We start from the raw sequence: 13,504 nt of genomic DNA on the forward strand, positions 1-13,504 counted from the left end.
GTTTCCATCTATTTTTATTTTACTGTACTAAAAAATAAAAGCTAACAAAAGTTAGCTTTTATTTTTATCATTCAATTTCTAGGTCTACTATTAGATAAGCTAACACCACTACAAAGTAAATTCCAACTCCTGGTGCTGTTAAAATATGTCCTGCAATATAAGCAATACCTAACGCTAACAATAAGCTTGCTGAAATCATTCCATATTTTATATTGAATATGTCCTTAAATCTCGTAGCAAATGCTAGTAAAATTCTTAGCCCGTAATAAATAAATGGAATCATTAGTAATACAAAGCCAATAATCCCGAAATCATAAAACCAATCATGGAAGTCCATTTCAATTAGTTTTGGATCTGGCTGCTTTTGTTCATTGTATTTAAAGTTACCTGCATAACCCATTCCTAATAACTTTTGTGACATTGGCGCTTCTTTAAAGAACTGCTTATGTCTTTCTTCATATACTTGACGTCCACTGAAAATAAGATTTTCTTGATTTTCTTTCTTTTGCTCTTTCTCAAGCTCTTTCTTGACTTCCTCTTCTATCTTCGCCTTTTCTTCTGGCTTTTCAACTTTATGATGATTTTCTTCTTTTGCTTTAAGTTCTTGCTCTTTTTTCAGCTTCTCTTTAATTTCTTTTTCTTTTTGACCTTGCTGTGCCACATTTTGCTCTGATAAATAATTATTGTGAATACCCATATTTTGTGCTAATGGTGTTTGTTTAAACGTCCCAACTACACCAGCTAATAGGACCATAGCAATTACTGCATTAAGCGCAAGGGATTTTTTGTTCGGATTTTTTCTATCAAATAATAATTGTAGTACAATGATTCCGATTGCTGCCCCTAACGTAGCACCAATTGAGCCCATTCCAACTTTTGTACCGACTTGAATTAGCGAATAAATCATTAAAAGTGATGGAATCCAATATAAAATGTGTTTCCAGCTCTTTGTTTTTTGAATAGAATATAGTACCACAATAGGGAAAATAATAGCTAAGATTGAACCTAGTTCATTCCCTGCATAGAACCAACCTCGAGAACCAACCTTCATCCATTCATAACTACCAAAGTCAGTAGATGTTGAAATAGAAATAACCATAATTGCGTTAATGATTAATGTAGAATATACAATACTATTTCGAACCTTATCACTAATATTAACTGTCTTTTTCAATGATTTTAAAGCTAAAATGTATGATCCCAGCATGATATATATATACAATGCTTTCGCAACGAATTTAACCTCTTCACCAAGTACAATAGGATTTTTAACTAGTTTGTTATTAATAAACCCTATCCCTAAAACTCCGGCTAATAATATAAGATAAATTAAAAACTTTCTATTTTCCTTCTCTTTTGCCTGAATTAAAATGTAAATACCACCAACAGCCATAATAAGGAATCTTACTAAAATTCCAACGGTAGCATTTGACTTTAATAAAGTGATGCTAAGAGACGTTAATAAATCTAAAACAGGCTGTAAAATAATAAAAAAGAGCAAAAAATGCTCAAATCTAACCCTAGCTTGATTTGCTAACATTCCAAGACCTCCATACAAAATCTTAACATTATCTTTTAATCATAATTTTTTATCATTCAAACACACCTAGCAATTATAACATAACTCATATTCAAATCGAGAACTATTTTTCCAGCTAAAACTAGCCAGGACAAGTATTAATAAGTAATAAAAATCATCGTCCTTTAGCTATACTCCCCTATTTTTACAAAATCTATCTAACAACCATCCCCTTATTTTTGTCAGTATATACATATTTTTTTATCATTTTATACAAATATAAATATCTCACCTCTAATTGTAATATTTCACCAAATTAACAACATCAAAAAATGTAAAATTAATCTTTTCATATCTTTTTCAGATTACTTTATGGTTATTTTCCAAACATTTTCAAACGCTTTCTTTATGAATTTTATCCGTTTTTCTACATGTAGCGAAAAGTAATTGTTATTTCCAATACTTTAGTGTATATTTTTTCTCTGGAACATCTTTAAGAGGAAGGGATTAAGGCCATGTTATTAATCGATATATTTACGTTTCTTGGCATTATCGCCGCTGCCATTTCTGGTACATTAGTTGGTTTAAAAAAAGATTTAGATTTATTTGGTGTCCTTTGTTTAGCTGTAGCCACTGCGCTCGGCGGCGGTATTATTCGTGATATCATGATTGGTAACCTGCCCCCTGTCGCATTTGTAAAACCCATTTACTTTTTCGTAAGTGTATTATCAGCATTATTTACTTGTATGTTTTTTGAGCGTATCAATAAACTTCAAGTCGTTATTATGCTTTCTGATGCTGTTGGCTTAGGCGTTTTTACAGCTATTGGTGCAAATGCGGCAATGTCACATCATGTTGACGCCTCATTTCTAGTTGTTTCAATGGGAGTCATTACAGGTATTGGAGGCGGTATTTTGCGTGACATTTGTGCTCAAGATATCCCTTACGTATTCCGAAAAGAGATTTACGCAATCGCTTCTATCTTAGGAGCAATTAGCTTCCTAATTACACACGCTATGGGGGCGCACGTATTAGCTTTCTATGTTTGTTTATTAGTAACATTCGTTATTCGTGTCGTCACTGTAATATATAATGTGCATTTCCCTGTTTTCTTTAAAACACATGCTAAAATTAATAAAGGCCATTAAGAGAATTCTAGATAGAATTCTCTTAATTTATATACTATTCAACGAACTAATATAGAGTAATTATATATAAGCATATATAATTACTCTATATTAGTTTTAAAATTGAAAACGTTTTATATACAGGGGGAAGAATGATGCTTGGGGTTTTCAAAAAAAATATTAATAAAACAAATGCCAGTATAATCGAATTAAGTAAGAACCAACAAATAACTTTTAATGTACCTACTAATTCTGAATTAAAAATTCAAATGGATATGCTACATATTTCAAAAGAAGATTTACAAGTTGTAAAAGTACTACAGCCTTTTATTTATGCAGAAATTGATTGGATTACTGAAAAATTCTATGCCAACATTACAAAACAACCTAATTTAATTACTATTATTGAGCGTTATAGCTCTATTCCAAAACTAAAACAAACTTTAAAAACACATATTAAAGAATTATTCAGCGGCAATATGCATGAAGATTTTATTGAACAGCGTGTTAGGATTGCCAAAAGGCATGTACAAATTGGTTTACATCGAAAATGGTATACTGCTGCTTATCAAGAATTATTCCGCTCTATCATGAAGATTTTGCAAACAAAAATAACGACAATCGATGATTTTTCATATTCTATAAATGTTATAAATAAATTATTCACTCTTGAACAAGAACTTGTTCTTGCAGCTTATGAATCTGAATATGAAAGAATGCAAAAAGAGCATGAGAAAGAAAAAGAATTAACTGCTATGACAATTACGCATATCGCAACAGAACTAGCTGCTGTATCTGAAAAAACAAGCTCTTCTATTCAAAAACTAACCGCCAAATCTGAAACTATTGTAGAGATTGCTAAAACAGGTACATCATTAGCTACAACATCTGAAGAAAAAGCGAATAAAGGGAAAGAACAATTAAACCAGCAAAACAAACGAATGGGATCTATTCAAATGAATATGGAAACGATTATTACAGATACTCATGAACTTCTCAATATTTCTAACAAAATTAATGAAATCATAGATATTGTTAAATCGATTGCGGAGCAAACAAATTTACTCGCACTAAATGCTGCTATTGAGTCGGCACGTGCTGGAGAATTTGGGAAAGGGTTTTCTGTTGTTGCTGGCGAAATCCGAAAATTATCAGAGCAAACGAAAGAATCTATATTTAACGTTACAAAGCTCGTCGAAAAAACAAATGAACAAATTACTCGTGTCTCGTCTTCTGTGAAACAAATTAGCTCTCTCGTATCGGAAGGAACAGATAGTATGTCGGCAACAGATCGATACTTCCAAGAAATCGTAAAAGATATGTCTAACTCAAAAGAACAGAATAAGAAAATTGAACACGAACTACAAGCTATTTCACAAGTAATGAAAGGAATTCAAGATGATTCCTCACAAATGGCTCTAACAGCCGATAATTTGCAACTAGAACTAAATCGATAAGATGAAATTTAGTAGTCAAGCATACTTTTCATCTGTACTAACTACTAAATTTCATCTTCCATCAAAAAAAAGAATCCAGAATGGATTCTTTTTATTTTCTGAAAAATATTTTTTGACAATACACATAACTCATATAAACACCAAAGCTCTGCAAAATAAACAATGCTGGCATAATTACATTGTAATATGCCATATCTACTTGGAAGAGCTTTAACAATACGTATCCACTAATTAAAAATAAGAACAACATATATCCCTCATTTTGTTGTTTCTTAATAAGGAAGTGTAATAGAGCTATAGTCATAAACAATGTTACGGCTATATATATCAGTTTTTCATATTTGAAAAGAATAGAATTTATCCCCTCATCTGAAAACTGATTTATCATCGGTTCTAAAAGTTTAAATCTTTCTCCCTCAATCTCTTTTAACTTTTGATCAATATGCTCTGTTACACTTTGATTTTTCGATATTTTTTCTTCATGTTGCGTTTTTCCAATTAAAACAGATTGAACATACGTCTCATTCGCAATCGTATATTGTGACATTCCCATTGTCTTAATTCCATAATTCACACCAAAATGGGCACTATAAAATAGAATAAGTATCCCTATCATCTTTAGTAACACCTTTTGTTTCGTTGCTGATTGAAATACTTCGATTAATAATACATATACCGTGATAAAAATAGGAAGAAATAATCCCATTGGGAAAATCATATTACTAAATGCAAATAAAATCGCTGAAAATACCCACATATAAGGATGATCTAATCCTTTATATAAAAGTATGTAACAAGCAAAATAAAATAAAAATATTGCAAGTGACTCAGGAGTTAATACGGAACTCATGAATATATTTGGAATATACAGAGCATAAAAGATAGAAGCAATACGACCGCATTCTTCTCCAAAAACCATTGCTGCAATACGATAAATAAAAAATGCGGTTCCTGCGCAAAATAACACATTAAATAGTTGTAAAGCGAATAATGTATCACCAAATATACGAATAATTACTGACTCATATATAATAAAAGGTAAATGAGCGACAGTCCCTATATTATTACCAATTGCAATCTGCTTTGCAGACTCATACATCACTTTCAGATCACCAATTATTGGAGCATCTACAAATAACAACATACTAAGCCTCACAACTATAGATATACTTATAAGAAAAATAAGAAATTGTTTATCTGTAAAACGATATTGTAGAATTGATGCCACTAACAAAATGAGTATGATAAAAATTGCTAATATGATTGTTACACTTGTTGTACTTCCTCCAAAAAATTGCTTACTTGTCTCAAATGCTGCCCAACAACTATAAACAAAAAATGCGAGCATCGCACCGATTGTAATTTTATTAAAGAAAGATGAAAAATTTGTTTGTATATGATTCATATGTCCATTGCACCTCTATTTCCATTCATAACAAAACGATTCTATCATGAATGAGTACACGGCTGATAGAGAATTTCTATGACAAATACATAGTCATTACTTTTTACTTGCAATGTAAGCGAATCCTCTTTTACACTACATTTTAGATAAAATAAATTTTCTTTCAGTTACATGAATACAAATACAGAAGTTTAAATAATCCTCTTTTGGAATACACTTTACTTCATTAAATATCTAATATGAGTAATCCGCTTACACATATTATTCTGATTGAAAACAGACTATAGGGGCTGAATATATGGAAAAGAAATTCATGCGAGAATCTAAAGCAATTAAGACAACACGTGTTTTTCCTAACGATTTAAATAATCACCAAACACTTTTTGGAGGGAAATTATTAGCAGAAATTGATAGTATTGCTTCGATTGCGGCTGCAAGACATAGTCGTAAACATTGCGTAACAGCATCTATTGATTCAGTTGATTTTTTAACTCCAATTCACCAGGCTGATTCTGTTTGTTATGAAGCATTTGTATGTTATACAGGGAAATCTTCAATGGAAGTTTTCGTAAAAGTAATCGCAGAAAATTTATTAGCAGGCGAGCGTAGAATTGCTGCTACTTGCTTCATTACATTTGTAGCAATAAAAGATGGAAAACCTTCGTCGGTACCACAAGTACTACCTGAAACTGAGGAAGAACATTGGTTATACACAACCGGTTCAGAACGTGCGGAAAATAGAAAAAAAGGACGTTTAAAAAGCAAAGAAATGGCTGAGGTTTTAACTTTAAATAAACCTTGGAATATTTAATACAATACTCTTCCATATACATGCACAGATTTTTTCTTCCTTGCATGTATTTTTTTATACAAAATATCACCTCTTACCATTTTATTCTCAATCTGTTCTCCTAAATCATGCACCAGCTTTTCCTTTATTTTGTTATACTGTTAATGGTATATTAAATAAAGTTCGTTTAAAAATAACCATAATATGATTAAGTATATAAGGGATGGTGCGGTAATGACTATTGAAGTACCAATTTCAATACCAAAAACGTTAATTATTATTCCAGCGTATAACGAGGAAGAAGCAATTGCAGATACATTAACAAGATTATTAAAACTAAAACAGCATTTTACAGGATTAAGCATTTGTGTTATTAATGATGGATCACACGATAAAACAGCTCAAATCGTACAAGATTTTCCTGTTCACCTTGTGAATTTACCATATAACCTAGGTATTGGCTCAGCTGTACAAACTGGATATAAATACGCATATGAGAACGGATATGATATTGCGATTCAGTTCGATGCTGATGGACAACATAATCCAGATGATTTATATAAAATTATAAAGCCAATCGCTGAAGATGAATGCGATATGGTGCTAGGGTCACGTTTTACAGAAAAAACAGCATATAAAGGTAGTATTTCCAGAAGGATCGGTATTTTTTATTTTACTGCCCTATTGAAAGTACTAACAAAACAAACATTTATGGATCCAACTTCTGGATATCGTGCTATCAATCGAGAAGTAATTAAAATTTTTGCACACAACTATCCAAAAGATTATCCAGAACCAGAAGTTCTTATTCATTTAAAAAAGAAAAAACTTCGCATTAATGAAATATCTGTAAATATGCAAGAGCGACAAGGTGGACAATCTTCTATCACACCTTTTAAATCTGCATATTACATGATTAAAGTAAGCCTTGCTATATTGATGCAAAAAATCGTGAAAGGTTGATAATAAATGCCTATAATTACCTTTTCATTCATCTTTATTTTATTATTATTATTATTAATTATTAATTCCATTCGCCGTGGAACTTTAGAAACGAAATATGCTGTTTTATGGATTTTTGTTTGTATTGCAATGGCTATTTTAAGTTCTACCGATAAAATTATAAACTGGATTGGAAAACTATTAAAAGTAGAATATCCCCCTTCCATTTTATTCTTATTTGGACTATTATTCTGTTTCATCTTAATTTTTGACCTAACAAGAAAAATTTCTAAACAACATCATCAACTTGTAACATTAACGCAAGATTATGCGTTACTAAAGCAAAAATTAAATGCAACTGAGCCAGACAAAGACTAACCTAATATTTCATAGCTAATATAAAAAACCTCTTAATTTATTGCAAAAATTAAGAGGTTTTTTATTCTTAATAATAATTTATTCGCCTTCACAATCGTTAAGATAGATACATCCTACTTAACTAATAAGTTAAAATGACATGAATAAGAAGTTATATGCAATAGACATGATAAAGCTGTTTGAAATACGAGAATTAACCATAAGAATCTAACTTCCCGCCACCTTTTTAATAGAAAGTTGATTTACAAAGTTTATATGCGTTAAACTTATACAGATGTTCTTGTAATCTTCTTCCTTTCAAAAGGCTTGTATATATGATGCAAGACATAAAAAACTTGAGGAGATAAAAATTCTATGATGGAACAAAAGCAACTTGTTTCTGTTGTCATACCCCTGTATAACACGGAAAAATATATTGAAGAAACGATGCAGTCAATACTAGATCAAACATATAAAAATATCGAAATTGTAATTGTAGATGATGGAAGTAAAGATCAATCACCTTCTATTGTGAAAAACCTTGCTGAAAAATATCCAGGGCAAGTAAAATACGTTCATCAAAAAAACCAAGGTGTTTCAGTAGCTCGTAATACGGGTATTGAAAATGCTAGTGGAGAATATGTCGCTTTTCTTGATAGCGATGACTTATGGCATCCAACTAAAATTGAGAAGCAAGTCGAAAGTATGCATAAAAACAACATGGACGCTTGCTATTGTGGTTATATGAATTTCTACGAAGAAACAGGTGAGAAGGTTGAACATACAACAAACTTTATTAAAGGTGATATGGCAAAAGCATTCCTAACGCATCAAGTTGTTGCTCAAACAAGTACTTGGATTTTCAAACGATCCATCGTAATGGATCATAACATTCGTTTTACACCAGAATGTAGTTGGGGCGAAGATTTAGAGTTTTTATTTAAACTTATGAGTGTGACAAATGTATGTTATGTCCATGAATACTTAACTTATTATAGAATCTTATCAGAAGGAAATCTTTCTTCTAAGTATAAAGATTATGAATTAAAAACGACAAAAGAACTGGAAGTATTCAATCGTATGAAGGAATGGGTACATAATAAATCTCAAGATTTCATTACAAAAGATTCTCAGTTACTTATTGAAATTCTTGAGACTTATTTATTCCCTTATACAGTCATCAATAACGCTTGTATATATATTAAAGAAAACTCTCAATTAGATAAATCACAAGTTCAATTAATCAAAAAAGATATAAAGAAATATTGCCGTAAAATCTATTCAAAGAATGGAAAACGTAGTAAAAAACTATATGCAATGCTTTGGTTTGTACGAATTAAATTTCTGTTTTCTTAAACTGAAAATATAACGATACTCTCTCTTTCTGTGAACAAATCAAATTTACAAATAGGACAAGCTAACCGGGTCCTAAAGAATAGAAAGGTCTTTTCTCATGAAAACAAATAAAATTCTAAAAAACGCATCCTACCTGTTTGTAGGAAACATTACTGTCCGTTTTGTACTGGCTATTGCAACAATTTTCTTTGCAAGGTATGTTTCTCCAAGTGATTACGGTATGTTTACAACTGCGTTAGCAGTTTCAGCTGTTATTTGTTACTTTACAGATGCAGGTTTAACACATACGTTTATGCGTGAAGGAACGAGAAGCGATGCTAATATTAGCGTGCTAATAAGTAGTTACTTACGTATTCGTTTAATATTAGCTATCGTAATTTCTGTACTTTTCGCTATTTTTGCCCAGTTCTTCTATCCCGATGCTTACTTACGCGCGATGGTATATTGGGTTGTTCTACCAACAATGTTCGGAGCAACCTTACAAGGTGTTGGAATGGCTTACTTCCAAGTAACAGAACGCATGCAATTTACAGCTATTATTTCTGTACTACAAGGTGTAACTGCTGCTGCTGCCCTATTACTAGGGATGTCTTTCCAATGGTCACTTATGATGGTTGCTGCCATGTACGGGGTATCTAGTCTTGTAACAGGTGTTATCGCCTTTATAATGACAATACGTTATACGAAGGTCCATAAGGGTTGGGATAAAGGCATTTTAGATCAACTACTTATTTTTACAATCAATGGCATCATCATTATGCTCTTACCACAATTGGGCCCTATTATATTAGAAAAGGTTTCAACGTATAATCAAGTTGGATTCTTTGGTGCTGCATCTAAAATACCTGCTGTACTATATCAAATACCTGGGGTAATTGCAGCGGCCTTTTATCCAAGGCTTTTTGCTTTTGGTAATGAGAAAAATATTGAAGAACATAGAAAATTATCAAGTTTTGAATTAAAACTTATGTCTTTTTTAGGAATGGGAATTTCTATCCCCTTTATTGCGGATCCAAGTTTCTGGATTGTTAGTTTATTAGGAGAAGAATACGCTCCCGCTGGTGACGCTCTTGCTATTCTAGCGTTTATGGTTATTTTACAATCAATTAACTATCCACTAGCCGATAATTTAACAACGATTGGCCAGCAATGGAAACGTGCAACAACAATGACTATTGGATTAGTTGTTGCCATCATAGGTTATATTGTATTAGGTAGTAAATATGGAATGATGGGAGCAGCTGCCGCAGCTATCCTTACCGAAATTACACTATTAATCGGATTTACCCTCTTTATTCGTAAAGGCATGCAATTATTAGTTAAAGGAGTTATATTTAATTCCTTAGCCTTTATTATTAGTTACGGTATATACCGAATTGCATTAATCAACTTACCGCCACTAATTGCTTTAACTCTTACTGGTATACTATACGGTATAATTGGAATTGGAATTGATCCTCAAATACGTGGATTTGTTTTAGGGTTTATAAAACAAAAGCTCATTCGCAAACATGCTTAAAAGCAAAAAGCTTTTCCTATTTAAAAATGGAAAAGCTTTTTGCTTTTTTTATATACCATCATTTTTCTTCAGTAAAAAAATGCTATATATTCCAGCTCAAATTGACTTACTTTCTGAAAATGCCTTATACTAAATTACATGTAAACTATGAACTTCAACGCTTGTAAAAATATATATGCTTCAACAAAAATATATATTTTCTCATGTTAAAACTAAAGAACACACCTTTAAAAATTGGTGTGTTTTTATATGCTACCTAAAAACTAGTTGTTACATGTAACGACTTTCAAAGGAGGATTATCAATTTTTATGAGCATAAAGCCGAATAATAAATTCTTTTCCAAGAAAACAATGATAATTATGCCAATATTATTATTGTGCGCTTTTGCTTTTCATTATTTCTTTTTAACATCTAATCAAGCCTTTTCTGGTACAGGGGATGCGTTACGTCAATTTGGCTTTTTTACGTTTCTTCTACAACATGCCTTTAAAGATGGCAACCTTTTTTGGTCTTTTGATTATGGATTAGGTGGAGATTTATTTGGAGAGTTTAGTTATTATTACAGCACATCACCGTTTTTCTGGATTACACTGTTACTACCTAAACTAAGTCTTGAGCAAGTATATGACGTGAAATTATACATGAGTATTTTAAAAAACTTTTTAGCTATGGTATTCATGTATGGTTCTTTACGTTACCATAATAAAACAGCATTCTCATCTTTTGTTGCTGCTATTATATATGGTGGCTGTATTACTTTCATCCGCCACTCTTTACTATGGGATTTCATGGCTGATGCCATTGTATTTTTACCATTAGTAATATGGGGACTTGATAAATATATTATTGAAAAGAAGCACGGCCTTTTCCTAATCGCTGCTACTTTAATGTTAGCATCAAACTTTTATTTTGCTTTTATCACAAGTATTTTCATATTTATTTATGCATTATTCCAATACTTTGCGACACAACAAAATAAAACGATTGTCTCTTTTCTAACTTATTATATTAGAATCGGTTTATTGTACGGATTATCACTCGGTTTAGCCGCCGTTTGCTTCCTCCCATCAGTTAATGCCGTATTTAGCGCTGATCGACTATCAAAAAAGTTTGAGATACCATTATTATTTGAAGATAAATTTTATAAAGATTTAATGGAAAATATTTTCTTCATGTATAATGCTGAAAATCATCAATTAGCTTTACCAGCTTTAATTTTATTCTTAATCGTATTTGGAATGTTTATACGTGATAAACTCGTTAAGAATAAAGTATTCTTTACGTTATTCATGTTCATTCTGTTTATGCTTCCATATACATATTCTATGTTTAATGGTTTTTCAGCAATGCAATCTAGATGGTTTTATTTATTTGTATTTGTAATTGCCCAAACAATTGCATACATTCTAGATTGGATGATTATTCATAAGAAAGACTACAAATTACCTTATTTAATAAGTTTATTAGTGTCTATTGGATTATTCATTTATGCATTTTATAGAAAGGCAAATATAAATGTAACTGATAAACCTTTACAAGACGTTGATAACATTTTACTCGGAACTGTCGTTCTTTCTGTTATTACAGTATGTTTATGGCGTTATATTTCTAAACCTTTCATACAATTTTTAGTTGTATTGAACGTACTCGTTAGCACAATTTCTATGAATTATATGTATGCGAATAATATACTTAGCACAGTTTACGGACAGAGCCAGATTTCAACTGAAAAGTTACACGAACCAGGCTATGATAATCAAGAAGAAATTGCTGCAATTCGCTACATACAAGAAAATGATAAAGACTTTTATCGTATTCTTAATCCATATAGCGAATATAACACACCAATGCTACAAGGATATCATGGCGTAAGTACGTATCAAAGCTTGGTTAATTATTATGTCCATGACTTTATGAAAAATAAATATAGCGTATTCCAAATGTACGATACACCTTCAATGTTTTATCAAGCTGATAGTCGACTACTACTCGAAAATATGCTAGGTATAAAATATCGCGTATTAAGTGCTGATACAGATTCAAAGAATGTACCTTATGGATATAAACTATTACAGCAAGTAGGACCATATAATATTTACAAAAATGACTATGCTTTACCGTTAGGATATGTATATGATTCGGCTATAAGTGAAGAAGAATTTTCTAAATTAAACTTCGCTCAGCGTGATCAATTATTATTACATGCTGTTGTCGTTAATAATACAAAAGAATTTTCATTAAACCATTTTAATAAACAAGATCTTAAATCAAAGGCAGTATCTATTAAAACAGAAAAAGCAAAATTCGAAAACATGGAAAAACAAGAAAATAAACTAATTGTTCATGGCTTTGGAAATATGATTGTACCTATCAATTATCCTGATACACCTGGTGATCTACTGATAGAATTAAAATTAAAAAATGCAGGCACATTCAATGCAACTGTTAATGGAAAAACGATAGGAAAAGGGGACGATGCTGGTGCATACTCTTATCCGTTAGAAAGGTTTGTTTACAATTTGGGCAATGAGCGTCCAGAAAACCTAACTATCTCTATTGATATGGCAGGTGAGTATGAATTAGGTGACTTGCAAGCAAATATTGTAAACTATGAAAGTATACAAAAAGAAACAAAAAAACTAACTGAAAATAGGCTTGAAAATATTTATTATAAGAACAATTATTTAAAAGGGGATATCAAATCAAATAAAGACGGGCTCTTATATCTATCTGTCCCATATAGTAAAGGCTGGACTATAAAAATTGATGGGAAAGAAACAGAATTTACGAAAGCGAATTCTGCCTTTATCGGTGTTCCAATTACAAAAGGTTCACATGTAATCGAAATGACTTACGTTACACCTTACTTCAAATTAGGTATGACTATATCAATCATCTCACTAATTATCTGTATAGCTTTACTAATTTTCAAAAATCCAAAAGCACGACGAAAATTTTCTTTTAAAAAGCAATAATGAGCACTTAATGAATCATGAAGCTATCTATTTAGATAGCTTCCTAAAATAATATC

The 13,504-nt window shown here is 31.2% G+C and carries 10 protein-coding genes and 1 pseudogene; 9 read left to right on the forward strand and 2 right to left on the reverse strand.

Going from position 1 to position 13,504, the window contains the following annotated elements; genetic code table 11:
- Positions 1–67: 67 nt before the first annotated feature.
- On the reverse strand, positions 68–1,540 hold the full coding sequence (locus tag MR136_RS10235) for an O-antigen ligase family protein (protein ID WP_000880755.1): 1,473 nt from the start codon (positions 1,538–1,540) through the stop codon (positions 68–70).
- Positions 1,541–2,034: 494 nt separating this feature from the next.
- On the opposite strand from MR136_RS10235, the gene MR136_RS10240 reads away from it, so the two are divergent.
- The 3 genes and pseudogenes from MR136_RS10240 (at position 2,035) to MR136_RS28550 (ending at position 4,103) form a co-directional block, all read left to right on the forward strand.
- Positions 2,035–2,667 (forward strand): trimeric intracellular cation channel family protein, encoded by a 633-nt coding sequence (locus MR136_RS10240; protein WP_000924371.1) that lies wholly within the window; start codon positions 2,035–2,037, stop codon positions 2,665–2,667.
- A 134-nt stretch (positions 2,668–2,801) separates the two neighbouring features.
- A pseudogene (locus MR136_RS28545) lies at positions 2,802–3,347 on the forward strand (protoglobin family protein); the annotation flags it as partial.
- A 54-nt stretch (positions 3,348–3,401) separates the two neighbouring features.
- Positions 3,402–4,103 (forward strand): methyl-accepting chemotaxis protein, encoded by a 702-nt coding sequence (locus MR136_RS28550; RefSeq protein ID WP_370658441.1) that lies wholly within the window; start codon positions 3,402–3,404, stop codon positions 4,101–4,103.
- A gap of 91 nt (positions 4,104–4,194) precedes the next feature.
- Here MR136_RS28550 and MR136_RS10250 read toward each other — a convergent pair whose 3' ends face one another.
- Entirely contained in the window at positions 4,195–5,508 is a 1,314-nt protein-coding gene (locus MR136_RS10250) for an ArnT family glycosyltransferase (protein WP_242259363.1), read from the reverse strand.
- Between the two features lie 298 nt (positions 5,509–5,806).
- On the opposite strand from MR136_RS10250, the gene MR136_RS10255 reads away from it, so the two are divergent.
- The 6 genes from MR136_RS10255 to MR136_RS10280 all read left to right on the forward strand — a co-directional run bounded on the left by MR136_RS10255 (position 5,807) and on the right by MR136_RS10280 (position 13,448).
- The gene (locus tag MR136_RS10255; protein ID WP_000412123.1) at positions 5,807–6,319 is read left to right on the forward strand and encodes an acyl-CoA thioesterase; all 513 of its coding nucleotides are present in this window, start codon (positions 5,807–5,809) and stop codon (positions 6,317–6,319) included.
- A 213-nt stretch (positions 6,320–6,532) separates the two neighbouring features.
- Complete coding sequence (locus MR136_RS10260; protein WP_000151539.1) at positions 6,533–7,261, forward strand: glycosyltransferase family 2 protein; 729 nt, start codon at positions 6,533–6,535, stop codon at positions 7,259–7,261.
- A gap of 6 nt (positions 7,262–7,267) precedes the next feature.
- Positions 7,268–7,618: a DUF2304 domain-containing protein gene (locus MR136_RS10265; RefSeq protein WP_001121774.1), complete on the forward strand. Its 351-nt coding sequence runs from the start codon at positions 7,268–7,270 to the stop codon at positions 7,616–7,618.
- Between the two features lie 354 nt (positions 7,619–7,972).
- On the forward strand, positions 7,973–8,953 hold the full coding sequence (locus MR136_RS10270; RefSeq protein ID WP_000970530.1) for a glycosyltransferase family 2 protein: 981 nt from the start codon (positions 7,973–7,975) through the stop codon (positions 8,951–8,953).
- Positions 8,954–9,050: 97 nt separating this feature from the next.
- Entirely contained in the window at positions 9,051–10,472 is a 1,422-nt protein-coding gene (locus MR136_RS10275) for an oligosaccharide flippase family protein (RefSeq protein WP_046393130.1), read from the forward strand.
- Between the two features lie 309 nt (positions 10,473–10,781).
- Entirely contained in the window at positions 10,782–13,448 is a 2,667-nt protein-coding gene (locus MR136_RS10280) for a YfhO family protein (RefSeq protein ID WP_242259364.1), read from the forward strand.
- Positions 13,449–13,504 lie beyond the last annotated feature (56 nt).

It is taken from the genome of Bacillus cereus group sp. BfR-BA-01311 (genome assembly GCF_022664295.1).
Taxonomy (GTDB): domain Bacteria; phylum Bacillota; class Bacilli; order Bacillales; family Bacillaceae_G; genus Bacillus_A; species Bacillus_A cereus.